The organism is Paraburkholderia tagetis (genome assembly GCF_022213065.1).
Lineage (GTDB): Bacteria > Pseudomonadota > Gammaproteobacteria > Burkholderiales > Burkholderiaceae > Paraburkholderia > Paraburkholderia tagetis.
Genome location: NZ_JAKLJA010000064.1, coordinates 1 through 24,458 on the forward strand (window position 1 = coordinate 1; position 24,458 = coordinate 24,458).

Here is a 24,458-nt window from a genome sequence, read left to right on the forward strand (position 1 = left end):
AACTGACCACCCGCGTCACTGCTTAAGTGCTCGCTTCCGTGTGGAACGAGCGCTCGCGTGTTCGTGGAAAACCTGCTCGGCTACGCGTGGAATCCGCGCTCGGGTGTCGTGGAATACGCACGCCAGCGTCCGCAGGCACCGGTAATGCGTCGATCATCGCCTTGGTAAACGCCACGCCGCCGTTATAGCTCGACGCCCCAAAGCGCGCGCGTGTGACGAATCCCGCAAGCGGACAGTTGAGCACCGCCGCTGCGAATTTCAGCAAGCTCTCGTCGTCGGAGCGCAGGATCAGTGTCGTCTTGCCTGGGATCGTGTCGCCTGCGAGATCGAGCGTTGCATGCAGATGCGTGAGGCCTTTCACGATCACCTTTTTCGCTTCCGCTTTTGTGCGGTAGCTGTTCGCAAATATTGCGGCGAAACCTGCGCGTTCGACCACGGGCTGCGCGTAGCGGCGTCCGAGATAGGTCATCGGCTTGCTGTCCCAGCGCGAGGTGTAGCTGCCCAGCGTGCCGGTATTGACCACGCGAAAGTGACGGCGCGCATCGAAGCCATCTTGCGCTTCGTCGATCAAGGGCGCGAGCCGGTAAGCGTCCGAAGTTGCGCACGCGTTTTCGCAGCACAGCAGCGAGCCCAGCGTCGGATGCGCACGCGTGAGCCGTTGTACGAACGCATAGTGCGGCGAGAGCAGTGCATCGAGCGTCCAGGGCGCATAGAGGTCATGCTTTTGCACGTGCGCGAGCGGCGTCAGCGTCGCACCTTCGAGACGGGCCGTTTCGACGCAGTCTGTACCGGCCTTGCGATAAACCGTCACGATCGAATCGACCAGCGCGCGCTCGAACACGTCGCGGCCCAGCGCGACGACACGCGCGATCTTGTCGATGTGGTGAGCGCGGAACGCGGACCCGAAAGGCTTGGCGAGCCATTTGTCGGGCGTGAGAAAGGCCATCGCCCCGTGCTGTGCGGTAAGCACGAGGCCCAGTTCCATGAATACGATATAGAGGTCCCAGTTGCCGCGCGCGCTCGGCCAGCGCTGCGCGAGCGCTTCGCGCAGCGGCTTCTGGCCTTCGTTGATCATGCGTTCGGAGTCGATATATGGCGGGTTGGCGATGACGGCATCGAAGCCCGTAAATGCGTTGTCATCGTCGAAAATCTCCGGGAATTCGTGGCGCCATTCGAAAGCGTCGTTGCAGGCGGCGGCGTCCAGGCGCGCCGGAGTATCGGCGAATGTTGTGTCAAAAGCGAGGCTGCTCAGTACGGCATTGCCTTGTCTCAAATGGGCTTCGAGATCCGGCAGCGTGGTGAAAAGACCTTCGTCGTCGTATACGGCGTGGGCGAGCAATTCAAACGCGAGGCGCAGGCGTGCCAGGCCAAGCGCCTGAGCGTCGATATCCACACCGAAAAGGTTGCTTTCGACGATTGCGCGTTTCTCGCGGTAAAGCGCGGCGTCGATGCGTTGCCGCTGCGCGTGCGCGTCTTCGTTTGCGTGTTCGTTTGCGTGTTCCTGCGCACATTCGATGACGAGGCGGTCCTCCACGGCTTCGATGCGCAATCCGGCGAGCGCGCGATTTTCTCTGTCGTCGAACAAGCCGAGGCGCGACTTTATCTCGAGTAATTCGTCGAGTGCGGAGGCTAGCAAATGTCCGGTGCCGACGGCTGGATCGCACACGCGTAGCGCAGCGAAGATCGCGCGGGCTTCTTCGTGGTTCGCGATTGATTCGGATAGCTGATCGATCGTCGTGCAATGCCAGCCTTTGACACGATTGAAGCGGCCAAGCACTGCGCCCGCGATTGCCTCACGCGCGAGAAAGGTGGCCACGCTTCCCGGCGTATACCATGCGCCGTCGCGATAGCCATTGAGTCTTTCGAAGACGAGTCCAAGCGTTGCGGCGTCGATGCGCTTTCCGTCCGGGCTGGCGTCAAACCCGAATTCGAACGCATCGAGGAAATCGAGCAGATCGGCGATGGGGCTGGGCGCGTTGGGGGGCAGCGCGGAATCCAGCGAGCCGAGCGTGATCGCATGCTCCGCGAGATCCGTGGGCTCGAAAACGGAGCCGTCGAAGCGCGGCAAATGCGGGTAGCGGCGGGGCGCCCCGGCTTCAGGCGCGCGGGTGCCGAGTATGTCGCGGCAGAGCGTATCGAGCTCGGCGAAAGTGCGAATGTGCTCGCTGTGCAGGAAGGCATAAGCCGGATCGCGCTCATGCAGCACCAGCAGCCGTGCCTCCAGCAGTTTGAGGAACATGACGCGGCCGATCCAGGCGATGCAAAGCCGCAGTGCCGTGCGAAAGGCGAGTGCTTGCGGCTCCAGAGCGGTGGTTGGCTCGTGTGCGCTCGTCTCGCTCAATGCGCGCGCTTCGCGTGCCTCCATGCTGGCGATGGCCAGTTCGACAAGCGCGCCGGGCCTGCGTTCGTGCGGCGCGCACCGCGCAACGGCGGCCTTGCCGTTTGCCACGCTTTCCTGCAAGCCGGCGATGCGCAACAGACCGGCGTAGAAGTCGGCGTCGAGTCCGCCCCGGTTGGCGCGCCCCGCGCGAGCGCTTCGCTTGCCGGCGCTATCCGCGCGTGTTGCACGACTCGTCTGATTCGTCTCTGCCATGTTCTGGTTGTGAGCCCCTGCGCGGATTGATGCTCATTTTACTGGCCGTGCGCCGCCGTTCGCCCATGCCGTTAGTTCTGGGCCGTCTGGCCTGGGCCATTCGGCCGGGTCGACGTGCGCGCGGCGGTGCGCGATGATGCCGTCATGCCGGTGCGATGGTCGTTCCGGCGCAACGCATGGGCGTGCTCTGCTATATGATGGCGCCGCATATCGAGGCACGCCGTCACGGCGAGCCGTTAAGCATTCGAATCCTATGACCGACTTTCCCACCTTGAGCTGGCCTGACACGGACGGCCCGCGCACCGTCCGCTGGCGTTCGGAGGCGGGTGTGCCGGCGCCGAAGCGCGTTGTCGTCGCCGACGACAGCATGACGGCCGACGCAGCCTACCGTCTCGCCTGCGAAGGCACCGCGCTGCTGTGGCGCGGCGACTATCAGAATGCGCGGCAATTGCTGCAGGCCATGGCGCGCCGCGCCGATCGTCCCTCGGGCAAGCCGCGCAAGGCCTCCGCCGCGCCGAAGCCGCCGGCCACGCCGCTCGAGGCATTTCATCTGCATCGTCAGGCGCAGGCGCAGCGTGCGCGCACGCTCGGCATGGTCCTGCTCCCGCTCGAAGGCGATTATTCGATCCCGCTGCGCCGCGCGCCAGACGCCAAGCTCGCGTGCGAGCAGGCGTGGGGCGCACCGGATGGTGAGGAGTCGGCAGTGTCGCTGCGCGAGATCCTCGGCTTGATCGGTGCGTATGAATGGCGCAAGAAGGGCGTGGAGATTCCCGCGCTGGGCGGCGCGCGTATTCACCCTTACTACGGTGTGTTTTCGCCGGCGCGCGGCGAGTATCTCGATCTGGTGGCGCGTGTGCCGTTGCCGTCGCTCGCGCGGGCGTTTGATATCGGCACGGGCACGGGCGTGATTGCCGCGGTGCTGGCCGCGCGCGGCGTGAAGCACGTGATCGCCACCGATCAAGATGCGCGCGCGCTCGCTTGCGCGCGCGAGAACCTTGCACAGCTTGGCCATGGCGAAAGCGTGGAAGTGGTCGAGGCCGACCTGTTTCCGCCGGGGCGCGCGCCGCTCGTGGTCTGCAATCCGCCCTGGGTGCCGGCGCGACCGGCGTCGCCCATCGAATACGCTGTGTTCGATCCGGACAGCCGCATGCTGCGCGGTTTTCTCGCCGGTCTGAAGGACCATCTGGAGCCGGGCGGCGAGGGCTGGCTGATTCTCTCCGATTTTGCGGAGCATCTTGGCTTGCGCACGCGCGAGGCGCTGGTGGAGATGATCGTGCAGGCAGGTCTGGAGGTGGCCGGGCGCGAAGACATCCGGCCGCGCCACCCCAAGGCGAGCGATCCCGCCGACCCGCTTCACCGGGCGCGCGCGGCGGAGCTCACGTCGCTGTGGCGTCTGAAGGTGCGCGCCGGGTCGTAAAGGTATAAAGGTGTAAAGGCTAACCCGCCGCAGGCCGATTCAGGCCGATTCAGGCAGCAGAAAAGGAAGTGGCCCGGCGAGATGCCGGGCCGGATGGAGGAAGGCGGCGGAGGCTGCCCGAATGCCGCTTCAGCGGCGGTTGGGCAGCGTAGCCAGATTAACCAGATCAACCAGATCAACCAGGATAGGCCTCATCGACCCTCAGGCCGGCGAGTTTGAAGATCACCCTGAGCGTTTGCGGCTTGATGTCCCTGCGCGCTGCCAGCGCGGACATCACGAAATCGAGCACTTTGGCGTACTTCAGCAGGATCAGACAGCTCTCGAGATCCGCCGCGCCGTCGCGCATTTCCTCGGCAAGCCGCAGCATCTCGACCGAGATGTCGCGGGCCATCTCCAGCTCCAGTTGCTGCTTTTCCGTCCACTCGGGTACTTCCACGAGCTTGGCAAGCAGTGCCTGAAATTTTTGCTCCGCATTACCGTCCGGTATCGTGTTCATTGCATGCCCCATGCAGGGTCGCGCAGCACCGTGCGTCATCGCGCAGCGGGGTCTGCGCCGTACCTTTGTCATCGCTTCCTGTGAACCCGGAGCGACCTCCCATGCGCGCATTCCCGGTCCGTCGCCGGTGAGTCGCGCCCCAAATTGGTCCTTTCTGGACGGCGGCAGCATGGCGCTGCCGCGTCTTTTCTAATCAACCCTCCCTGCCGTTCGGACGTGGGTCAGCGCTCCGGACGCTACAACTTTCCAACGGTACGGGATTCGGGCCGTCCCCTCTGGTCTGCGGCCTCTTCCAGCTTTTTCCGTAAAATGTCAGATCTTCATGCCTCGTTCCGTCGCCTGCCGCACGTTTCGTGGCAATTGACGCCTCTCTTTGTGTGCCGCCCCGATGTCAAGCAAGACTTACGAAATCCGTCCGAACCAGTCGATCGAACTCCTGAAAGAGCTCCATATCCTGACGCGCGACGGCAAGATGAATCAGGACAGCCGTCGCAAGCTGAAGCAGGTCTATCACCTGTTCCAGTTCATCGAGCCGCTGCTCAAGGACCTCAAGCAGGATGGCCATGACGTGACGCTCGTCGACCACGGCGCGGGCAAGTCGTATCTTGGTTTTATCCTGTACGACCTTTTTTTCAAGGAGCTGCACGACCAATCGCGCATCTTCGGCATCGAGACGCGTGACGAGCTGGTGCAGCGTTCGCGCGAACTGGCGCAGCGGCTCGGCTTTCCCGGCATGTCGTTTCTCAATCTTTCGGTGGCCGATTCAATTACGTCCGGGCAACTGCCGCCCACGGTCGATATCGTCACGGCGCTACACGCGTGCGACACCGCCACGGACGACGCCCTGCGTTTCGCGCTGAAGAAGCACGCGCGCTATATCGTCGTGGTGCCGTGCTGTCAGGCCGAAGTAGCGGGCGTGCTGCGCCGGAACAAGGGCAAGTCGCTTGGCCAGGCGCTCGCGGAAATCTGGCGCCATCCGCTGCATACGCGCGAGTTCGGCAGCCAGATCACCAACGTGCTGCGCTGCCTGCAACTGGAGGCGCACGGTTATCAGGTGAGTGTGACGGAACTGGTGGGCTGGGAGCACTCGATGAAGAACGAACTCATCATCGCCCAGTACAAGAATCTGCCGCGGCGGCGGCCTTCGGAGCGGCTCAACGAGATCCTCGATACGTTCGGGCTTGCCGATCTGCGCGAGCGCTTTTTCGTCGATAAGGCCGATGATGCCGAGGCGGGCGCGTCGGCCGGCTCACCGAGCGCCGGGTAAGCATCGATCAAGCGTCCATCAAGCATCGATCAAGCATCGATCAAGCGTCGATCAAGCGTCCACCCGGCAGCCTTCTTCAAGCAGGCGGCGAGGCTCAGTCCTCGTCGTGCTTCTCGTCTCGCGTTGCCATCCACTCGCGCCAGCCTTCGAGGCCGAGGCGCCGCAACGTCTCCTGATTGCGTTCGTAGATGTCGGCGGCGTCGGGGAACGCATCCACGGCACGTTCGATGCTGGCCTCGCGCAGGAGGTGCAGGATCGGATACGGCGCGCGGTTCGTGTAGTTCTCGATGTCGTCGGGCTCGGTGCCTTCGAATTGATAGTGCGGGTGGAAACTCGCGATCTGCAGCGTGCCTTCGAGACGCAACTGGGTGAGCAGCAGGTCGGCGAAATGCAGCGCATCGTTGTAGTCGATGAAGTCGGCGAATGCGTGCGGGAGGATCAGCAGCGTCGTGTCGAGCTGCTCCGGATCGGCATCCGCGAGGGTGCGCAGTTCGGTTTCCAGATCGGCGAGCACGCCTTCCAGGTCGGTCGCCTCGCTGATCGCGTAGCGGATCTGGCCCTTCATATGCACGCCCTTCGCGAACGGACAGAGGTTCAGGCCGATCACAGCCCGCGTGAGCCAGTGGCGCGTGGCGGCGAGGATTTCGGCGTGTTCAGGCTGGGCGCCCGTGGGGTGGGGAGCGGCGGTGTCGGTCATGGTGGCATTTTACCGGCGGGCGAGGGCCGCCCGTGCGGATGCGCGGCTGTCGACGCGCTGTCCGGGGGAGGGCGTGCGGGTGCGTAGTCTGCGGGCGCATGGAGGCGCATGAGGGCGCATGAGGGCGCATGAGGGCGAGTGAAGGCGCGCAGCGGCACCAGGCTTCAGACCGTGTCCTTGTTCGCCTGCACGGATCAGCGTGCGACCTTGTCTGCACGGGCGCCTGACGCCCCGCACGCGGCCTCGATCAACAGCTTCGCCATGCGCGGCGCGGCGAGGATCGGTCCGCAGCCGGGTCCGTAGGTCTGGCTTGCCGCGTAGATGCCTTCGATCAGCAGTGCGAGTTCGTCGGCGAGCGCGGCCGGATCGGCGGCCTTGGCGGCGCTCGCAATTTCGTTCAGCCGCGCGATCAGCTTCGACTTGTTGTCGGTCACGCTCTGCCGCGCCGGATGCGTGGCGTCCGGAAACTCGGCGGAGACGTTGACGAACGGACAACCACGGTAATCGGGCGCCGAGGCGCGCTGCGCGAGATCCTCGAAATATTGGACCAGTTGCCTCGCGGGATTGCCAGGATGCTTCGCGATGCTCGCCTCGAAGCGCTCGAAGAAGCGCTCGTCGCAACGCTTCAGATACGCGACCACGAGATCGTCCTTCGACGAGAACTGCCGGTACAGGCTCATCTTGTTGACGCCCGCGCGCTCGACCACGGCTTCGACGCCAACCGCGCGCACCCCCTCCCGATAGAACAATTCGTCCGCCGCGACCAGCAGATGCTCCTGGGCGCGCGGCCCGGCCGTCTGGGTGCTGCGTGCACGGCCCGTGCGGGCGGCGCCGGGCGCGGCCTGGGAGGTTGAGGCAGCATCGCCATGCTTGGGCTGGCTGGACATTTTGGGCATCTCGTCATCAGGGTTACGCTTGACATGTTACCGAGCGGTCACTACTATCGCAACACACTTGTGACCGATCGGTAACAATCCGCGCGGTGCGCAGGCCGGCAGGCGCGGCAGGTACACAAGAGGCAGGGCAGAAGAACGTCAACGAAGCTGGCTCCGGACGGAGCAAGAGGAGCGCGGATGAACTGGGCAGCGAGGATAGTCGGCGGGCGTTTTCACTACGCGTGGCTCGTCGTGGCGGTGGTGTTTCTCGTGCTGCTGGCGGCCGCCGGCACGCGTGCGACGCCGAGCGTGATGATGGTGCCGCTCGAGCATCAATTTGGTTGGAGCCGCGCGACGATTTCGCTGGCGATTTCGGTCAACATCGCACTGTACGGGCTCATGGGGCCGTTCGCGGCGGCCGCGATGCAGCGCTTCGGCGTGCGGCCCACGCTGCTCGCGGCGCTCGGCACGATGGCGGCGGGCGTGGCGCTTTCGGCGCTGATGACGCATCCGTGGCAGATGATCCTGATCTGGGGCGTGATGGTGGGCGGCGCAACGGGCGTCGCGGCGCTCTCGCTTTCGGCGACCGTCGTCACGCGCTGGTTTACCACGCATCGCGGCCTCGCGATGGGCGTGCTCACCGCGAGCTCGGCCACGGGGCAGCTCGTGTTCCTGCCTTTCCTCGCGGCGATCGCCGAGAAGCATGGCTGGCAGCCGGTGGTGCTGGTGGTAGCGGTGGCGGCCGCCGTCGTGTTGCCGCTCGTGGCGTTCCTGTTGCCGGAGCGGCCTGCCAGCATGCAACTGCGTCCGTACGGCGAGCCGCATGACGCGCCCATTGCACCGCCTGCGCCGCAGCAAAATCCCATCAAGCTCGCGTTCGGCGCGCTCACTTCGGCTAGCCGCACGCGCGACTTCTGGCTGCTCTTCTTTAGCTTCTTCATCTGCGGCGCGAGCACCAACGGCTATGTCGGCACGCACCTGATCGCGATGTGCGGCGACTATGGCATGACGGAAGTGCAGGGCGCTTCGCTGCTCGCGACGATGGGCATCTTCGATCTGTTCGGCACGACGCTCTCGGGCTGGCTCTCCGACCGCTTCAACGCTCGCGTGCTGCTGTTCTGGTATTACGGGCTGCGTGGACTGTCGCTCATCTATCTGCCGCACGCCTTCGGTATCGATTTCTTCGGACTGCCGATCTTTGCGGTGTTCTACGGGCTCGACTGGATCGCGACCGTGCCGCCGACCGTGCGTCTTGCCACGGATGTTTATGGTAAGGAGCGGGCGCCGATCATTTTCGGCTGGGTGGTTGCGGGCCATCAGTTGGGCGCGGCGTTCGCGGCGTTTGGCGCGGGGCTGCTGCGCTCGAGTCTCGGGACATATACGGTGGCGTCGATGATTTCGGGCGGCTTGTGCCTGATCGCTTCGTTCCTCGTGCTGCGGATCAATCGCGGACCGCGGGCGGTTGGGGTGCAGACGGCTTGAGTGGGGCGCGCACGGCGCAGGCGCGATTGGTGTGCGCTGCGGCCGGCACGCCATTGTCTGAACCCCATTGTCTGAAACCTCGAAGCGCGGAAATGCTTGAAGCCCGGCGGCACTTTTTGCTTGAGCGCGTTTCACCGTGCACGGGTATGCTGTTGGACCCGGGCGCGCGCCCGCAACCCTCAAGGACAGACAAGGCATGACGAAGCACAAACCCGCACCGACAGCCGTGCCCATCCACGAATTGATTGCCGGCCGCTGGAGCCCGCGTGCGTATTCGAGCGAGCCGGTCTCGCGCGAGGCGCTGCACACCGTGATCGAGGCTGCGCGCTGGGCGCCGTCGGGCTACAACCTGCAACCGTGGCGCTTCATCGTTTTCGACCGCGCAGCCGACGAAGTGGCGTTCAAGCGCGCGTTCTCGACGCTCGTGCCGTTCAACCAGCAATGGAACGCGCCCGCCCCGATCCTGATCGCGGTGACGGCGCAGATGCTCACCACGAAGGGGGAGGTGAACCGCACGGCCCAGTACGACGCGGGTGCTGCGGCCATGTCGCTGGTGCTCCAGGCCCATGCGCTGGGACTGGCCGCGCACCAGATGAGCGGCTTCGACGTGAGTGCGTTCCGCAAGGAGTTCGCGCTGCCAAACGACGTGGAACCGCTCGCGATCATCTCGATCGGCCATTACGGCGAGATCGAAAAGCTCGATCCGGTGCTGCGCGACCGCGAGAAGGCGGAGCGCACGCGCTCGGCCGTGGGCGATATCGCCTACGCGAATGCGTGGAAGCAGCCCTTCAAGGGGTGATGCGCCCGATACGCTGCCGCCCGGCTTAGCGAAAGCGGCAGCGAAAACCCAGCAGTAGACCAGACGCGCGGCGCAGCCCGCGCGCTTTTTTCTTGTGGGGCCGTACCCGCAGCCCTCGGTTGCCCCACGCCGTGCTTTCGTGATACAAAGCCGGTCCTCCCAGCCTTCCTCCTTGCGCGCGCCCGCTGCGCGTCATTGCCATGACCCCGTTTTGCGCGATCGACTTCGGTACTTCCAATTCGGCTGTGGCGCTACCAGGCGCCACGCTGGGCGAGGCCATGCGCCTCGCGCCCGTGGAAGGCACGCACACCACGCTGCCCACCTCGGTGTTCTTCAATGTCGACGAGCACACCCGTGAATTCGGCCGCGCGGCGCTTGCGTCCTACATCGACGGCTTCGACGGTCGCCTCATGCGCTCGATGAAGAGCATCCTCGGCTCGCCGCTCGCGGAAAGCACCACCGATCTCGGCGACGGCAGCGCGATCCGTTACACGGAAATCATCGCGATCTTCCTGGACCACCTGAAGCGCAGCGCAGAGCGTTGCTCGGGAGCCTCCATTACGCGCGCGGTGCTCGGCCGCCCGGTGTTCTTCGTCGACGAAGATCCGCGCGCGGACCAGCTCGCGCAGGACCAGCTCGAAGCGGCGGCGCGCTCGGTGGGTTTTCGGGAGATCGAGTTTCAGTACGAGCCGATTGCGGCGGCGTTCGACTACGAGTCGCGCCTGACCGACGAAGGCCTCGTGCTGGTGGCGGACATCGGTGGCGGTACTTCGGACTTTTCTCTTGTGCGGGTCGGGCCGCAGCGCATGGCGCGTCTCGAGCGCAAGGACGACGTGCTTGCTCACCACGGCGTGCACGTGGCCGGCACGGATTTCGACCGCCGCGTGGAGCTGTCGACGATCCTGCGCGAGCTCGGCTATCAGTCGCTCGACCCTGAGGGCCGCGAGGTGCCGAACCGGGTCTATTTCGATCTGGCGACCTGGCACCTCATCAACACGGTCTATCCGCCCAAGCGGGCGGCCGAGCTCAAGCTCATGCGTCACCTCTATCGCGACACCGCGCATCACGACCGCCTCATGCGCGTGGTCGAGTGGCGTCTGGGCCACGCATTGGCGGCGCATGCGGAGGAAGCGAAGATCGGCGTATCGGCGGGCGGGGAGACGATGATCGATCTGGAGCAGGTCGAGGCCGACTTGCGCCTCGCGTTCGATGATGTGCAACTGATCGACGCCGGGCGCGAAGAAACGCGCCGCATCGTGCAGGCCGCGCGAGATACGGTCCAGGCGGCCGGTGTGGCGCCTGGCGCGGTCAACGCGCTCTATTTCACGGGCGGCTCCACGGGTCTGCTGTTCCTGACCCAGGCGCTCGCCGAGGCCTTCCCGCAAGCGCAGCCTGTGTTCGGCGACCGCCTCGCCAGCGTGGCGACAGGGCTGGGCATCCACGCGCAGCGCCTGTTCGGCTGAGTTGCGTGGCCTGAGCCGCGCAGCAAAATCCGCAGACAAAAATCAGCAGTTCAGCGGACGAAACAGCAGACGAAAACGCCGGGCAACAAAAAACCCCACTTTCCAGAGGAAGAGTGGGGTTTTTCGGTAAGCTAGCTTGCTGGTCAGGGCCAGAGGTTGGAGCCCCGACAGTCAGAGCGGGTACTTAGACCGGCTTGATGTTTGCAGCTTGCTTGCCCTTCGGGCCCGTACGAACTTCGAATTGAACCTTTTGGTTCTCTTGAAGCGTCTTGAAGCCGTCAACCTTGATTTCCGAGAAGTGTGCGAACAGATCTTCGCCACCGCCGTCCGGGGTGATAAAGCCAAAGCCCTTAGCGTCATTGAACCACTTGACGGTACCGGTTTCCATATTACTTTCCTAAAAATGAATGAAGGCCGAAGCCAAAGAGGTGCACGAAAATCAAGGAAGGGGTATGGGACCAACCGGAGTACCGTTGATGGGCGAACTACGAAAGACCTATTCACACTCGCCGCTTGAAATCCTGCTCGAACTTTATACGGCTAATTGGCAGGAAGGTCAACCAGGGTCCCGTCTAATTCGACACATTTTTACATCGGGGTCGCAACAGAGTCTTACAAAGCTTGCTAAGTGGCTGTTTTTTTTGTAGTGCCAGTAGAGATTTTCGACGCGTTTTGGTGGTGCAACCGTTAAACTACGCGCCGCGCACGAGTTGCGCCTCTGGGCGCAATCCGACCGCGCGCAGGTGCGACCGCCGTAGGAACCCCGCCCGTACAACAGACGGGGCAAACGGCGTCGAACTGCTCTTGAAACAGGAGAAGACGTGAAAAGTTCAATTCAACGGAACATCGGCCCATTTGCGCTGATGTTTACCGGCCTCGGCTCGATCATCGGTTCGGGCTGGCTGTTCGGCGCGTGGAAGGCAGCCAAGATCGCCGGTCCCGCAGCCATTTGCGCATGGATCATCGGCGCCGTGGTCATTCTGGCCATCGCGCTCACCTACGCCGAACTCGGCGCGATGTTCCCCGAATCGGGCGGTATGGTGCGCTACGCCCGCTACTCGCACGGTGCACTGGTGGGTTTCATCAGCGCCTGGGCGAACTGGATCGCCATCGTTTCGGTGATTCCCATCGAAGCCGAAGCCTCGATCCAGTACATGAGCACCTGGCCCTATCCATGGGCGCACGCGCTCTTCGTGAACGGTGAGCTAACCCATTCAGGGCTCATACTCTCCGCGCTGCTCGTGATCATTTACTTCATGCTCAATTATTGGGGCGTGAAACTCTTCGCGCGCGCCAACAGCGCCATCACGATCTTCAAGTTCATCATCCCCGGTCTCACGATCGCGGGCCTGATGGCTGCGGGTTTCCATCACGAGAACTTCGGCCAGTCGACCGAGTTCGCGCCCTATGGCTGGTCGGCGGTGTTCACGGCGGTTGCAACCAGCGGCATCGTGTTCGCGTTCAACGGCTTCCAGAGCCCGATCAATCTCGCCGGCGAAGCACGCAATCCGTCGAAGAGCGTGCCGTTCGCGGTGATCGGTTCGATCCTCTGCGCGCTCGTGATCTACGTGCTGCTGCAAGTCGCCTACATCGGCGCGGTCAGCCCGGACGACGTGATGAAAGGCTGGAACACGTTCAACTTCAAGTCGCCGTTCGCTGAACTCGCGATCGCGCTGAACCTGAACTGGCTGGCGATCCTGCTTTACGTGGATGCGTTCGTGAGCCCGAGCGGCACCGGCACGACCTATATGGCCACGACCTCGCGCATGATCTACGCGATGGAGCGCAACGGCACGATGCCGAAGATGTTCGGCAATGTGCACCCGTTCTACGGCGTGCCGCGTCAGGCGATGTGGTTCAATCTGCTCGTCTCGTTCATCTTCATGTTCTTCTTCCGTGGCTGGAGCTCGCTCGCGGCGGTGATCTCGGTGGCAACCGTGATCTCGTACCTCACGGGCCCGATCGCTCTGATGGCGCTCAAGCGCGCCGCCCCGGACATCGAGCGTCCGCTCTCCGTGCCGTTCATGAAGGTCATTGCGCCGTTCGCATTCGTCTGCGCATCGATGATCCTGTACTGGGCAAAGTGGCCGCTGACCGGCGAAATCATCCTGCTGATGGTCGTCGCGCTGCCGGTGTACTTCTACTACCAGGGCAAGACGGGCTATGCCGGCTGGGGCCAGGACCTGAAGGCCGCATGGTGGCTGTGCGGGTACTTGCCGACGATGGCGCTGCTTTCGCTGATCGGCAGCAAGCAGTTCGGCGGCCACGATGTCATTCCCTACGGCTGGGACATGCTGGTGGTGGCGATCATCTCGCTCGGTTTCTACTACTGGGGCGTGAACTCGGGTTATCGCACGCCGTATCTGAAGGAACGTGAGGAGCACGACGAAGTGCTCGAAGGCATCGGCGCGCACTAAGTGCATTGGGTGCGCCACGCGCACCGCGCCCGATTGCCCCGATCGCGTGGCCTGCCGATGCAGGCCCGCCACAAAATACAAGGCCCGCCTGAAGCGATTCAGGCGGGCCTTGTTGCATGATGCGGCGGCGTTACTGGACGGCCGATCCGAACACGTAATTCGTCATCGCCAGCGCGCGCTGGTAGGTGCCGAGCGACTGGACGCCGAGCGTATAGTCGTCGTCGGCGGCACCGAGCGCGGCGAAGACCGGCAGCAGGTGTTCGTCGGTCGGGTGCATGAGCACCGCATGCGGCGCCTGGCGGCGGTAATCGAGCAGGGCGTCGATGTCGCGCGCGGCGAGCCGCGCTTCGAACCAGTCGGTGAATTCGGCCACGCGCGGATCGGCGTCTTCCGGACGCGCCGAGAAGTCGGCGGCCCGCAGGTTGTGCGTGATCTGGCCCGAACCGATCACCATCACGCCTTCTTCGCGCAGTTCGCGCAGCGCGCGGCCGAGCGCGAAGTGGTGAGCGGCGTCGGCGTGCGGCTGGATCGAGAGCTGTGCGACGGGCACGTCGGCATCCGGGAACATCAGCAGCATCGGCACCCAGGCACCGTGATCGAGGCCGTGAGGCTCTTCGTCCACGGTGACACCTTGTGAACGCAGGAGCGCCGCCGCGCGTTGCGCGGTTTCGGGTGCGCCGGGCGCGGGGTAATGGATCTCGTAGAGCGCGCGCGGGAAGCCGTAGAAGTCGTGGATGGTCTCGGGATGTTCCGCTGTGCTCACAGTGGGCTTGAGCGTATTCCAGTGCGCCGAGAGCATCAGCACGGACTTCGGACGCGGCAGGTGTTGCGCGAGTGCCGTGAAGCCGCCGGACGGCAGCGACGGGTCGATCGGCAGCGTGGGCGCGCCGTGCGAGAGGAACAGGGTGGGTGTTCGGGTGGTCATGATCGCAGGCCGCGCGAGGCGGCCGGAAAGTGTCGTATGGCAATCAATATAAGACCCTACCGATGAGAATTAAACAGGGCGTAACGGAATTGATTGCTTCACCAGTGTTGATAATTCGCCCGGCTTGGCGCCCATGCCAAAAACGTTGAGCGAAAGTTAGTCTGCGGCGCCGCGCAAACCAGGCCAGGCGGGCGAAAGCGCAGGGCCGAGCGCGAACAGATCGAGCACGCGCGCGACCGTGTGATCGACCATCTCGTCGATGCTGGCGGGCTGGTTATAGAACGCCGGCAGCGGCGGAAAGATCACGCCGCCCATTTCGGTCACGGCGGTCATGTTGCGCAGATGCGCGAGATTGAGCGGCGTCTCCCGCACGAGCAGCACGAGGCGGCGACGCTCCTTGAGCGTGACGTCGGCGGCGCGGGCGATCAGGTTGTCGGAGAGGCCGTGCGCGATGCTCGCGAGCGTTTTCATCGAGCAGGGGGCGACGATCATGCCGTCGGTCGCGAACGAGCCCGAGGCAATCGTGGCGCCCACATCGCGCACCGAATGCACGACGTCGGCGCGCGCGTGGAGGTCGTCTTTCGTGAGCTGCAACTCGTGCTGGATGTTGAGCCAGCCGGCCGACGAGATCAGCAGATGCGTTTGCACGCCGCCGAGGCGCCGCAGTGTGTCAAGGATGCGCACGCCATAGATCGCACCCGTGGCGCCTGTAATCGCGACGATCAGACGGCGGGAGGGCGGGGCAAGCGGCGGGGTGTTCACGAGGGGCGGGACGCGAGAAGGTCGCGAAAGATGGCGCGTTGAAGCAAGGACCAGCGAAAGCGGCGGGCATGTGCCGCGCCGCTTCGCTTGATACGGCTTTAGGCCGCGGTGAACAGTTGTTGCAGTTCGCCGTTCTGGTACATCTCCATCATGATGTCCGAACCGCCGATGAATTCGCCCTTCACATAGAGCTGCGGAATGGTCGGCCAGTTCGAGAATTCCTTGATGCCCTGGCGGACCGCGTCGTCCTCGAGCACGTTGACGGTCTTGAACTCTTCGACGCCGCAGGCTTTCAGGATTTGCACCGCGCGGCCGGAGAAACCGCACATCGGAAACTGCGCGTTGCCTTTCATGAAAAGGACGACGGCGTTTTCGTCGACGATCTGCTTGATGCGCTGTTGGGTGTCCATGTCTGACCTTGGGATTGATAGATGCTGAAAACGATGAATACAGACTGAAATGATAGCGGATTTCGCCTGGGCGGGCGGGGCGCGCTCGGGCGGCGCGGCGGCTTCGCCGCGCATATCGCCGGCCTTGCAGGCCTTGCCAGTCCTCCCGGCCCGCTCACCGGTTCGCTCACCGGTTCGCTCACCGGTTCGCTCACCGGTTCGCTCGCGGCTAGCTCGCCCGGCGTCCGCCGCTGATGCGCTCGATGCCGGCCAGATCCTCTTTCGAGCCTACATCGGCGAAACCTTGCGCTTCGAGCAGCGCGCGCACCGCCGCCGCCTGATCGTAGCCATGCTCCATCCAGAGCACGCCGCCCGGCACGAGATGCGCCGAAGCGCCTGCGACGATCGCGCGCAATGCCGTGAGGCCGTCGGCTTCGTCGGTGAGGGCGCCGCGCGGTTCGAAGCGCAGGTCGCCCTGCGCGAGATGCGGGTCGCCGCTCGCAATATACGGTGGATTGCTCACGATGACATCGAAGCGCAACGCGGGATCGAGCGCGTCGTACCAACTGCCGGCCACGAAGGTGAGTGCGCCACCGGGGCGGCGGGCATCGAGCAGCTTCGCGGCGTTGCGCGCGGCCACGTCGAGCGCGGCTTCGGAGCGGTCGACGGCCCACACGCGCGCATCGGGCCGCGCCGAGGCGATGGCCACGGCGATGGCGCCGCTGCCCGTGCCCAGGTCGAGAACACGCGGTTGCGCGAGACCTTCCATCGCGGCTAGCGCCGTCTCCACGAGGATCTCGGTATCCGGGCGCGGGATCAGCACGTCGGGCGTGACGTCGAAATCGAGCCCGTAGAACTCGCGCGCGCCCACGAGTTGCGCGATGGGCTCGCCGAGCGCGCGACGCGCTTCGAGCGTGCGATATGCGTCGATCTGCGCGGCTTCGAGCGGGCGCTCGCCGCGCGTAATCAGCTCGATGCGGCGCCAGCCCAGCACGTGCATGAGCAGCACGCGCGCTTCGAGCGCGGGCAGCGGCGAGGCGCGCAGCAAGGTATCGGCGGTAACGGCGGGCTCGCTCACGATGCGGTCGGTTTGGATTTAATTGCGCTCAGTTGCACGCAGTTGCTATTAGTTGCGCGCTGCGTTCGATCGCGCTCAATCGGCATCGCCGAGCGAGGCGAGTTGCTCGGCCTGATGCTCGGAAACCAGCGCGCCGATCAGCTCGTCGAGATCGCCGTCCATGATCGCTTCGAGGCGATAGAGCGTCAGATTGATGCGGTGATCGGTGAGGCGCCCTTGCGGGAAGTTGTAGGTGCGGATGCGCTCCGAGCGATCGCCCGAGCCCACGAGGCTCTTGCGCGTGGCCGCTTCCTTCGCGTGCTGCTCCTGGTACTGCTTGTCCTTGATGCGCGCGGCGAGCACCTTGAGCGCGCGGTCCTTGTTCTTGTGCTGCGAGCGGTCGTCCTGGCACTCCACGACGATGCCGGTCGGCAAGTGCGTCACGCGCACGGCCGAATCGGTCTTGTTGATGTGCTGGCCGCCCGCGCCCGAAGCGCGGAACGTGTCGATGCGCAGATCGGCGGGATTGATTTCGACTTCGCCGATCTCGTCGGCTTCGGGCATCACCGCCACCGTGCACGCCGAGGTATGGATGCGGCCCTGCGTTTCGGTGGCCGGCACGCGCTGCACGCGGTGGCCGCCCGACTCGAACTTGAGCTTCGAATACGCGGCTTCGCCCGCGATGCGCACGATCACTTCCTTGTAGCCGCCGAGGTCCGACTCGCTCGCCGACATCATCTCGATCTGCCAGCGGCTGCGCTCCGCGTAGCGCAGATACATGCGCAGCAGGTCGCCCGCGAACAGCGCCGACTCGTCGCCGCCGGTGCCCGCGCGGATTTCGAGGAACACGTTGCGGTCGTCGTTGGGGTCCTTGGGCAGCAGCATCATCTGCAGCTCGTGCTGCAATCGCGCCATGCGCTCGCGCGCCGCCTTCACCTCGTCTTCGGCGAAGTCGCGCATCGACGCATCGGCGAGCAGCTCTTTCGCTGCCGCCTCGTCGGAGAGCGCGGCTCGCCACTGCGCGTAATGCTCGACCACCGGCCCCAATTCCGCGTGCTCGCGCGTGAGCTTGCGGTACTGGTCGCGGTTCGACGTCACGTCGGGACGGCTCAACAGGTCGTTCAGTTCGGCCAGGCGGGTAGTCAGCTGGTCGAGCTTCGATTGCATGCTCGTTTTCATCGGGCGGTGCGGAGCGGACTCCGGAAAGGACTGCGGGAAAGGGGCGGCGGGCTGGGAGCCCTGACTTGCGGATACAGGCCGCGCATGCGCGGCCTGACGCGGGCGGCGAGAGCCGCTAACGGTCGGTCGAACTGTCGGGGGTGTCCGGGGTGTTCGATGCGCCTGATGCGTTCGATTCCGCGGCTTCGGACGACACAGCGGATGCCGCATCGCCGCCCTTGGCGGGCTGGCCATGGCGGTAGAAGCCGCTCATCAGCTCGATGAGCGAATCGCGGTTCTCGCCGCTCGACGTGTTGAGCGCGTGCGTCGGACCGTGAATCAGCTTGTTGGTGAGCGACTGCGACAGCGCTTCGAGCACCGCCGCGGGGTCGTCGCCGCGCGCGAGCAGCTTGCGCGCGCGCTCGAGTTCGGCACGGCGCAGGGCGTCGGCCTGGGTGTGCATGTGGCGGATGACCGGCACGATGCTGCGCGAGTCGAGCCACTGCATGAAGTTCGCCACGCGCGTTTCGATGATGGTCTCGGCCTGCGCCACGGCGGCCTGGCGCGAGGCGTTGCCTTCACGCACGATCGTGCCGAGGTCGTCGACGGTATAGAGAAACACGTCTTCGAGCTGGCTGACTTCGGGTTCGATGTCGCGCGGCACCGCGAGATCCACCATGAAGATCGGGCGATGACGGCGCGCCTTCACCGCGCGTTCGACGGCGCCGAGGCCGATGATCGGCAGCGTGGATGCGGTGCACGACACGATGATGTCGAACTCGTGCATGCGCGTGGGCAAGTCCGAGAGCGGAATGGCATGGCCGCCGAAGCGCTCGGCGACCATGCGGCCGCGCTCGGCGGTGCGGTTCGCCACCACGAGTTCACGCGGCTGCTGCGCGGCGAAGTGCGCGGCGCACAGCTCGATCATCTCGCCCGCGCCGATGAAGAGCACGCGCTGGTTGGCGATCTTGTCGAAGATGCGCTGCGCGAGGCGCACGGCGGCGGCGGCCATGGAAACCGACTGCGCGCCGATCTCGGTCGAACTGCGCACTTCCTTCGCCACGGCGAAGGTGCGCTGGAACAGCTGATTCAAATAGGTCCCGAGCGCGCCGGCCTCAGTGGCGGTGCGCACTGCGGTTTTCATCTGACCGACGATCTGCGTCTCACCGAGCACCATCGAGTCGAGCCCCGACGCCACGCGAAAAGCATGGCGCACGGCCTCGGACTGCGGCAGCGTGTAGACGTGCGGCGCGAGCTCTTCGGTGCGGATGCCGTGGTAATGCGAGAGCCATTCCACTGCGGAGTCGCGCGAGCTTTGCGCGTCGGTCGCGCAGTAGAGCTCGGTGCGGTTGCAGGTGGAGAGGATGGCGGCTTCGGGGGCATTCAGGCTGCGCCGCCCGCCGGACCACGCGTCCTTGAACAACGCGAGGGCGGGCTTGATCTGTTCGAGCGGAAACGCCACGCGTTCGCGCAAGGCGACGGGCGCGGTGTGATGATTGATTCCGATCGTTAGAAGCTGCATACCGTGGGGCGATGATTTAGGCGGATATTATAACTTTTCCGCGCTTCTGACATTCGCGCCGGCAACGCCCGCCTCCCCCTCGTTGGTTATATGTAACCGTTCAAGCTGGTAGCCGTAGCCGTACAACGTTGTCAGACGCCAGCCATGCTCGGGTCCGATCTGCAATTTGCTGCGAAGGCGCGAAGCGTGCGTATCGAGTGTGCGCGACCGAACGTCGCGGTTCAGATTCCAGACGGTTTCGAGAATGCGGGCCCGGGAAACGGGGCGCGATGCATTGGTGAACAGCAGCAGCGCAAAGCGGTATTCCTTCGGCGTGAGCGTGACGGTCTGGCCCCTGAACGACACCTCGTAACGGCCGGAGTCGAACAGGTAATCGCCGAAACCGTGGCGCGCGCGGTTGCGCGGACGGCGCACGCCGGCGCGGCGCAGCAGGGCGTCGATGCGCGCGAGCGTTTCGGGGCCGCGCACGGGTTTGGAGATGCAGTCGTCGGCGCCCGCTTGCAGGCTCGCGACGATCTCGCTTTCGTGCGGCGAGGCCATCAGCACAATGGCGGGCAGGCCCGGCAGCAGGCGGCGCGCGCGCGGGATGAGTTCGTCGCCGCCGAGGTCGCCGCACCACCAGGCGGCGAGCAGCAGATCGAAGGCGTTGTCTTCGAGTGCTTCGACGAGCGGGGCCGCAAGGGGGAAGTGCCGGCACGCATGGCCGCCTGAAATGAGCAGACGCTCGATGATTTCGGCCTGGCGCGCGTCGGGTTCGACAAGTGCGATTCGCATAAGAGTGTCCAGCCGTCGAGGGCCGAGTGCGCTTGCCTTGCGCCATCCCGCCCCCTACACTCAACCGCTACGCGGGAAGCGCCGAGCCGACCGTTTTCAAGTGAAAATACTGTTGTTAATGAGACAAAAGAATGCTATCTGCCGCGTCGCCACAGTCCTATCGGACTCTTCCGAAAATCCTTAGGACTGGGCGCTGATGGGCTGGGCAGGCATCGTCGTGCTCGGTCTCGCCATTGGCTGCGCGGGGTGGTTTTTCCATCCCCTGCGCCGTGCGTCGGGCACCGTCGGCAGCGGGCTCGCGCTCGCCGTCGCGGCGGCTCTCGTGGGCGCTGCGCTGGCAAAGACGGCGGGCCGCGCCACCGGTCTCTTCCATGACGGCGAACTGCTCGAATGGCCGGTCTGCACGGCTGTCGCGTTTGCTTTTGTCGCTGTGTCGGTCGCGCTGCGCGCGCGCCGCTGACTTGTCACCAGGTCGTCACTAGTCACTAACCCGTCGCTAACGAATTACCAACCGTTGTCGCAATGGAGCGCTCCCACAAGGCGCGCTTCTCTCTATCGCAGGTGAAAACATGAACGCCCGACTCCCCGAAACGTCCACGATCCCCGAACGCATCGCCGCCTTGCGCGCCGCGATGGCGAGCGCGGGCGTCGACGCCGCCCTTGTGCCGTCCGCCGATCCGCACCTCTCCGAATACCTGCCGCGCCGCTGGCAGGGGCGCGAATGGCTCTCGGGCTTCACGGGCTCGGTGGGCACGCTCGCCGTGACGAAGGATTTTGCGGGCGTCTGGGTGGACAGCCGCTATTGGGTGCAGGCCGAGCAGCAACTCGCGGGCACCGGCATCCAGCTCATGAAGATGATGGGCGGCCAGCAGAGCGCACCGCACATCGACTGGCTCGCGTCCAACGTGTCGGCTGGAGGCACGGTCGCGGTGGACGGCGCGGTGCTCGGCGTGGCGTCGGCGCGTGCGCTGGCCGAGGCGCTCGACGCGCGCGGCGTGAAGCTGCGCACCGATCTCGACCTGCTCGACGCCGTCTGGAGCGGCCGCCCCTCGCTGCCGCTCGAACCGGTCTATGAGCACGTCGCGCCGCACGCGGACGCGCAGCGCGCGGGCAAGCTCGCTCAGGTGCGCGGCGCGATGCAGGAGAAGGGCGCGCAGTGGCACTTCATTTCGACGCTCGACGATCTCGCGTGGCTCCTCAACCTGCGTGGCGCCGACGTGAACTACAACCCGGTGTTCGTCGCGCACGCGCTGATCGGGCCGGATCAGGCGACGCTCTTTGTCGCCGACGGCAAGGTGAGCGCGGACCTCGAACAATCGCTCGCGCGCGACAACGTGCGCGTCGCGCCCTACGCGCAGGCCGCCGATGCGCTGGCGGCGCTGCCCGAGGGCGAGTCCTTGCTGGTCGATCCGCGCCGTGTGACGTTCGGGCTGCTGCAGGCGGTGCCGTCGACGGTGAAGCGCGTGGAGGCGGTCAACCCGAGCACGTTCTTCAAATCGCGCAAGACCGCTGCCGAAGCGGAGCACGTGCGCGCGACGATGGAACAGGACGGCGCGGCGCTCGCCGAATTCTTCGCGTGGTTCGAGGCGGCGCTGGGCCGCGAGACCATCACCGAACTCACCATCGACGAAAAGCTCACCGCCGCGCGCAAGCGCCGCCCGGGCTTCGTCTCGCTTTCATTCGCTACGATCGCGGGCTTCAACGCGAACGGCGCGATGCCGCACTACCGCGCCACGCCCGAATCGCACAGCGTGATCGAAGGCAATGGTTTGCTGCTGATCGACTCGGGCGGCCAGTACCTGGACGGCACGACCGACATCACGCGCGTGGTGCCCATCGGCACGCCGAGCGCCGAGCAAAAGCGCGATTTCACGATCGTCCTCAAGGGCATGATGGCGCTCTCGCGTGCGCAGTTTCCGCGCGGCATCCGCTCGCCGATGCTCGACGCGATCGCGCGCGCGCCCATCTGGGAAGCGGGCGCGGACTACGGCCACGGCACGGGGCATGGCGTGGGCTACTTCCTGAACGTGCACGAAGGCCCGCAGGTCATCTCGCACTACGCGCCGGCCGAGCCGTGGACCGCGATGGAGGAGGGCATGATCACGTCGGTCGAGCCGGGCATCTACCGGCCGGGCAAGTGGGGCGTGCGCATCGAGAATCTCGTGCGCAACCAGAGCGCCGAAACAACAGAATTCGGCGACTTCCTGAACTTCGAGACCCTCACGCTCTGCCCGATCGACACCCGCTGCATCGATCTCGCGCTCCTGCGCGAAGACGAGCGCGCGTGGCTCAATGCGTATCACCAGACGGTGCGCGTGCGTATCGCGCCGCATGTTTCGGGCGACGCGCTGGCATGGCTCGAAAAGCGCACGCAGCCAATCTGATCGACGCACGCGCCCGGCCCGCGCCGGGCGCACAACAGGAACGGAGCGCAAAGGCATGGCGATCAAGGCAGTGGTGTTCGACTTCGGCGGGGTGCTGGTGGACTGGAGCCCCGAATATCTCTATCGCAAGCTGATTCCCGACGACGACGAGCGCCGCTGGTTTCTCACTCATGTTTGCGCCATGGACTGGGTGGTTCGCCAGGACGGCGGCGAGCCGATCGCCGTCGGCACCGAAGAGCTGGTCGCCCGGTTCCCGGAGCACGAGACGCTCATTCGCGCGTTCTACGAGCGCTGGCACGAGATGATCGGCGGGCTGCTCGAAGGCGGCGTGGCGACTTTCGAACGTCTGGAGGCGGCCAATGTGCCGATCTTCGGTCTCACGAACTGGTCGGCGGAGACGTTTCCATGGGCATGGGAGCGCTTCGGCATCCTGCGGCGCTGCCGCGATGTCGTCGTCTCGGGGCACGTGAAGCTCGTGAAGCCTGATCCGGCGATCTTCCACGAAATGTTCCGCCGCATCGAAGCGAAGTTGCCGGGCGTGACGGCCGGCGAGCTCGTCTTCATCGACGACAACGCGCGCAACGCCGAGGCCGCCACGGCGCTCGGCTGGCACGGCGTGCATCACACGAGCAATGCGGCCACCGACGCGAAGCTGCGCGAACTGGGCCTGCCGGTCTGATCCGATTGCGCATCTGCTCGAAGCGCTTGGCGCATGCGGACCGTGAGCGGTAAGCCGCTTACTTCGATGCGGGCGCCGGCGCCGCCGGTTGCCCCAGCAGGTTGCGCAACGCGTCCGCGATGCCCTTCGCGGTCTGCCCGGCGCTCTTCGCGACACCTTCCGCACTCACGCCCAGCGCTTGCGCGAAGCCTGCGCGTAGCTCCGTCATCAGGCTTTCGTTGAGCTTGAATTTCGGGTCGCGCAAATTTCCATCGAGCACGAAATGCAGCGTGATGTCGCCTTTGTGCGTCTTGAGCGCGGCCACGGCGGCGCGCGTCGGGATCGACAGGAAGGTGTCGACGGGGTTGGTGCTCTCCGTGAGCTGCAGGTCGTGCAGCGTGACGGCGCCCGGCGCGTGCAGGCGATAGCCGCGCACGGTCGATGTCAGATCGAGGTCGAGCGTGCCGCCCGTGACGTTGGCCTGGGCGCCGGCCTTCTTCAGCAGATAAGGGTCGATCGTCCGGATGTCGACGCCGCGCAGCGTCGTATGCAACTGCGAGTCCTTGCTCGCGATCTGCACCCAGCCGTCGAAGGTGACGCGGCCCGTATGCGCGGGACCGACGACGTCGCCTGTGACCGATACGCGCGTCGGCTCCGTGAGCGCGGGCAGATGCACGTTGCCGACGCTTGCTTGCGCGTGGTTCACCGTCACGTGCCACGGCGGATTGCTCACCGAACGGTCGTAGAACTCGAACGCGCCGTTCTCGAACCCGATGTGATCGATGATCTTCTCGCGCGGCAAATTGCTTGCGCCCGCTGCACTGCTGGCGCCGGAGGCGGGCGCGGACGCCTGCGCCAGCTCTTTGCGCAGATTCGGCAGGATCAAGATCGAGCCGCTCGTGCTGCGCAATACGGTCATCGAAAAATCCTGCACCGTCACGTCGCGGATATGTACGCGATGCGCAAGCAGCGCGCGCAGGTCGGGCGTGATGGTGATGCGCGCGGCGTGCAGCGTGTCGGCGGTGGGCCAGTTAGGTGGCGGATTCAGCCGCACGTCGGTTAGCTCGACGGAGCTCAGATCGAACGCGACCTTGACGCGCGCGGCGGTGCCGACGGGCGCGAGCGCGCGCTCCACGTAGGACTTCGCCTCGCGTTGCAGCGCATAGAGCGCGCCAAGCACCACGAGTAGCAGGAGCAGCACGATGGCGATCGCCGCGATGAGCAGAGCCCGGTTACGACGCAACTTCGCGGGCAACCTCGGGGGCAACACCGGGGGCAACCTCGCCATGTGGATTTCCTCGCGGCGGTGGGAGCGAAAGGACT

General features: G+C 65.2%; 21 protein-coding genes and 1 pseudogene. 9 read left to right on the top strand and 13 right to left on the bottom strand.

The window, feature by feature from the left end; all coding sequences use genetic code 11:
* Positions 1 to 22 precede the first annotated feature (22 nt).
* Positions 23 to 2,593: a type IIG restriction enzyme/methyltransferase gene (locus L5014_RS35460; protein WP_238468547.1), complete on the bottom strand. Its 2,571-nt coding sequence runs from the start codon at positions 2,591 to 2,593 to the stop codon at positions 23 to 25.
* A 253-nt stretch (positions 2,594 to 2,846) separates the two neighbouring features.
* On the opposite strand from L5014_RS35460, the gene L5014_RS35465 reads away from it, so the two are divergent.
* On the top strand, positions 2,847 to 4,010 hold the full coding sequence (locus L5014_RS35465; RefSeq protein ID WP_238468548.1) for a methyltransferase: 1,164 nt from the start codon (positions 2,847 to 2,849) through the stop codon (positions 4,008 to 4,010).
* Between the two features lie 175 nt (positions 4,011 to 4,185).
* Here L5014_RS35465 and L5014_RS35470 read toward each other — a convergent pair whose 3' ends face one another.
* The gene (locus L5014_RS35470; protein ID WP_238468549.1) at positions 4,186 to 4,506 is read right to left on the bottom strand and encodes a DNA-binding protein; all 321 of its coding nucleotides are present in this window, start codon (positions 4,504 to 4,506) and stop codon (positions 4,186 to 4,188) included.
* 388 nt (positions 4,507 to 4,894) lie between these two features.
* On the opposite strand from L5014_RS35470, the gene L5014_RS35475 reads away from it, so the two are divergent.
* Positions 4,895 to 5,773 (top strand): class I SAM-dependent methyltransferase, encoded by an 879-nt coding sequence (locus L5014_RS35475; RefSeq protein WP_238468550.1) that lies wholly within the window; start codon positions 4,895 to 4,897, stop codon positions 5,771 to 5,773.
* A gap of 94 nt (positions 5,774 to 5,867) precedes the next feature.
* On the opposite strand, the gene L5014_RS35480 is transcribed toward L5014_RS35475, so the two are convergent.
* Together L5014_RS35480 and L5014_RS35485 are read right to left on the bottom strand one after the other, a co-directional pair.
* On the bottom strand, positions 5,868 to 6,470 hold the full coding sequence (locus L5014_RS35480) for a DUF1415 domain-containing protein (protein ID WP_238468551.1): 603 nt from the start codon (positions 6,468 to 6,470) through the stop codon (positions 5,868 to 5,870).
* 194 nt (positions 6,471 to 6,664) lie between these two features.
* Positions 6,665 to 7,357 carry a TetR/AcrR family transcriptional regulator gene (locus L5014_RS35485; RefSeq protein WP_238468552.1) on the bottom strand — a complete coding sequence of 231 codons (693 nt, stop codon included), beginning with the start codon at positions 7,355 to 7,357 and terminating at the stop codon, positions 6,665 to 6,667.
* 186 nt (positions 7,358 to 7,543) lie between these two features.
* On the opposite strand from L5014_RS35485, the gene L5014_RS35490 reads away from it, so the two are divergent.
* The 3 genes from L5014_RS35490 to L5014_RS35500 all read left to right on the top strand — a co-directional run bounded on the left by L5014_RS35490 (position 7,544) and on the right by L5014_RS35500 (position 11,089).
* Positions 7,544 to 8,827: an MFS transporter gene (locus L5014_RS35490; protein ID WP_238468553.1), complete on the top strand. Its 1,284-nt coding sequence runs from the start codon at positions 7,544 to 7,546 to the stop codon at positions 8,825 to 8,827.
* 196 nt (positions 8,828 to 9,023) lie between these two features.
* Positions 9,024 to 9,626: a nitroreductase family protein gene (locus tag L5014_RS35495; RefSeq protein ID WP_238468554.1), complete on the top strand. Its 603-nt coding sequence runs from the start codon at positions 9,024 to 9,026 to the stop codon at positions 9,624 to 9,626.
* Between the two features lie 200 nt (positions 9,627 to 9,826).
* Entirely contained in the window at positions 9,827 to 11,089 is a 1,263-nt protein-coding gene (locus L5014_RS35500; protein ID WP_238468555.1) for an Hsp70 family protein, read from the top strand.
* A gap of 184 nt (positions 11,090 to 11,273) precedes the next feature.
* Here L5014_RS35500 and L5014_RS35505 read toward each other — a convergent pair whose 3' ends face one another.
* Complete coding sequence (locus L5014_RS35505; protein WP_027797379.1) at positions 11,274 to 11,477, bottom strand: cold-shock protein; 204 nt, start codon at positions 11,475 to 11,477, stop codon at positions 11,274 to 11,276.
* A gap of 433 nt (positions 11,478 to 11,910) precedes the next feature.
* On the opposite strand from L5014_RS35505, the gene L5014_RS35510 reads away from it, so the two are divergent.
* Complete coding sequence (locus L5014_RS35510; RefSeq protein ID WP_238468556.1) at positions 11,911 to 13,506, top strand: APC family permease; 1,596 nt, start codon at positions 11,911 to 11,913, stop codon at positions 13,504 to 13,506.
* 130 nt (positions 13,507 to 13,636) lie between these two features.
* Here L5014_RS35510 and L5014_RS35515 read toward each other — a convergent pair whose 3' ends face one another.
* From L5014_RS35515 to L5014_RS35545, 7 genes and pseudogenes are all read right to left on the bottom strand, one after another.
* Positions 13,637 to 14,431, bottom strand: coding sequence for a DODA-type extradiol aromatic ring-opening family dioxygenase (locus L5014_RS35515; RefSeq protein WP_238468557.1), 795 nt, complete (start codon positions 14,429 to 14,431; stop codon positions 13,637 to 13,639).
* A 156-nt stretch (positions 14,432 to 14,587) separates the two neighbouring features.
* Positions 14,588 to 15,193: a UbiX family flavin prenyltransferase gene (locus L5014_RS35520; RefSeq protein ID WP_238468558.1), complete on the bottom strand. Its 606-nt coding sequence runs from the start codon at positions 15,191 to 15,193 to the stop codon at positions 14,588 to 14,590.
* A gap of 98 nt (positions 15,194 to 15,291) precedes the next feature.
* A complete protein-coding gene (gene grxD / locus L5014_RS35525; protein WP_238468571.1) occupies positions 15,292 to 15,603 on the bottom strand; it encodes a Grx4 family monothiol glutaredoxin in 312 nt (103 codons plus the stop codon).
* 208 nt (positions 15,604 to 15,811) lie between these two features.
* Positions 15,812 to 16,660 (bottom strand): peptide chain release factor N(5)-glutamine methyltransferase, encoded by an 849-nt coding sequence (gene prmC, locus L5014_RS35530; protein ID WP_238468559.1) that lies wholly within the window; start codon positions 16,658 to 16,660, stop codon positions 15,812 to 15,814.
* 75 nt (positions 16,661 to 16,735) lie between these two features.
* Positions 16,736 to 17,818, bottom strand: coding sequence for a peptide chain release factor 1 (gene prfA / locus L5014_RS35535; protein WP_238468560.1), 1,083 nt, complete (start codon positions 17,816 to 17,818; stop codon positions 16,736 to 16,738).
* A 232-nt stretch (positions 17,819 to 18,050) separates the two neighbouring features.
* A pseudogene (hemA, locus tag L5014_RS35540) lies at positions 18,051 to 19,319 on the bottom strand (glutamyl-tRNA reductase); the annotation flags it as partial.
* 27 nt (positions 19,320 to 19,346) lie between these two features.
* Entirely contained in the window at positions 19,347 to 20,093 is a 747-nt protein-coding gene (locus L5014_RS35545) for a response regulator transcription factor (protein ID WP_238468561.1), read from the bottom strand.
* Between the two features lie 196 nt (positions 20,094 to 20,289).
* On the opposite strand from L5014_RS35545, the gene L5014_RS35550 reads away from it, so the two are divergent.
* The 3 genes from L5014_RS35550 to L5014_RS35560 all read left to right on the top strand — a co-directional run bounded on the left by L5014_RS35550 (position 20,290) and on the right by L5014_RS35560 (position 23,156).
* Positions 20,290 to 20,553 carry a hypothetical protein gene (locus L5014_RS35550; protein WP_238468562.1) on the top strand — a complete coding sequence of 88 codons (264 nt, stop codon included), beginning with the start codon at positions 20,290 to 20,292 and terminating at the stop codon, positions 20,551 to 20,553.
* Between the two features lie 109 nt (positions 20,554 to 20,662).
* Positions 20,663 to 22,477, top strand: a complete 1,815-nt coding sequence (locus tag L5014_RS35555; protein WP_238468563.1) for an aminopeptidase P family protein — start codon at positions 20,663 to 20,665, stop codon at positions 22,475 to 22,477.
* Positions 22,478 to 22,532: 55 nt separating this feature from the next.
* The gene (locus tag L5014_RS35560) at positions 22,533 to 23,156 is read left to right on the top strand and encodes an HAD family hydrolase (RefSeq protein WP_238468564.1); all 624 of its coding nucleotides are present in this window, start codon (positions 22,533 to 22,535) and stop codon (positions 23,154 to 23,156) included.
* A gap of 58 nt (positions 23,157 to 23,214) precedes the next feature.
* On the opposite strand, the gene L5014_RS35565 is transcribed toward L5014_RS35560, so the two are convergent.
* On the bottom strand, positions 23,215 to 24,423 hold the full coding sequence (locus L5014_RS35565) for a DUF748 domain-containing protein (protein WP_238468565.1): 1,209 nt from the start codon (positions 24,421 to 24,423) through the stop codon (positions 23,215 to 23,217).
* Between the last annotated feature and the right edge of the window lie 35 nt (positions 24,424 to 24,458).

Excerpts from the sequence above, each read along its gene's own strand:
- L5014_RS35550 (WP_238468562.1), top strand. The coding sequence starts at position 20,290 with ATGGGCTGGGCAGGCATCGTCGTGCTCGGTCTCGCCATTGGCTGCGCG.
- L5014_RS35495 (WP_238468554.1), top strand. The coding sequence starts at position 9,024 with ATGACGAAGCACAAACCCGCACCGACAGCCGTGCCCATCCACGAATTG.
- L5014_RS35485 (WP_238468552.1), bottom strand. The coding sequence starts at position 7,357 with ATGTCCAGCCAGCCCAAGCATGGCGATGCTGCCTCAACCTCCCAGGCC.
- L5014_RS35505 (WP_027797379.1), bottom strand. The coding sequence starts at position 11,477 with ATGGAAACCGGTACCGTCAAGTGGTTCAATGACGCTAAGGGCTTTGGC.
- L5014_RS35465 (WP_238468548.1), top strand. The coding sequence starts at position 2,847 with ATGACCGACTTTCCCACCTTGAGCTGGCCTGACACGGACGGCCCGCGC.
- L5014_RS35470 (WP_238468549.1), bottom strand. The coding sequence starts at position 4,506 with ATGAACACGATACCGGACGGTAATGCGGAGCAAAAATTTCAGGCACTG.
- L5014_RS35460 (WP_238468547.1), bottom strand. The coding sequence starts at position 2,593 with ATGGCAGAGACGAATCAGACGAGTCGTGCAACACGCGCGGATAGCGCC.
- L5014_RS35490 (WP_238468553.1), top strand. The coding sequence starts at position 7,544 with ATGAACTGGGCAGCGAGGATAGTCGGCGGGCGTTTTCACTACGCGTGG.
- L5014_RS35555 (WP_238468563.1), top strand. The coding sequence starts at position 20,663 with ATGAACGCCCGACTCCCCGAAACGTCCACGATCCCCGAACGCATCGCC.
- L5014_RS35480 (WP_238468551.1), bottom strand. The coding sequence starts at position 6,470 with ATGACCGACACCGCCGCTCCCCACCCCACGGGCGCCCAGCCTGAACAC.
- L5014_RS35560 (WP_238468564.1), top strand. The coding sequence starts at position 22,533 with ATGGCGATCAAGGCAGTGGTGTTCGACTTCGGCGGGGTGCTGGTGGAC.
- L5014_RS35500 (WP_238468555.1), top strand. The coding sequence starts at position 9,827 with ATGACCCCGTTTTGCGCGATCGACTTCGGTACTTCCAATTCGGCTGTG.
- L5014_RS35515 (WP_238468557.1), bottom strand. The coding sequence starts at position 14,431 with ATGACCACCCGAACACCCACCCTGTTCCTCTCGCACGGCGCGCCCACG.
- grxD (WP_238468571.1), bottom strand. The coding sequence starts at position 15,603 with ATGGACACCCAACAGCGCATCAAGCAGATCGTCGACGAAAACGCCGTC.
- L5014_RS35545 (WP_238468561.1), bottom strand. The coding sequence starts at position 20,093 with ATGCGAATCGCACTTGTCGAACCCGACGCGCGCCAGGCCGAAATCATC.
- prfA (WP_238468560.1), bottom strand. The coding sequence starts at position 17,818 with ATGAAAACGAGCATGCAATCGAAGCTCGACCAGCTGACTACCCGCCTG.
- L5014_RS35475 (WP_238468550.1), top strand. The coding sequence starts at position 4,895 with ATGTCAAGCAAGACTTACGAAATCCGTCCGAACCAGTCGATCGAACTC.
- L5014_RS35565 (WP_238468565.1), bottom strand. The coding sequence starts at position 24,423 with ATGGCGAGGTTGCCCCCGGTGTTGCCCCCGAGGTTGCCCGCGAAGTTG.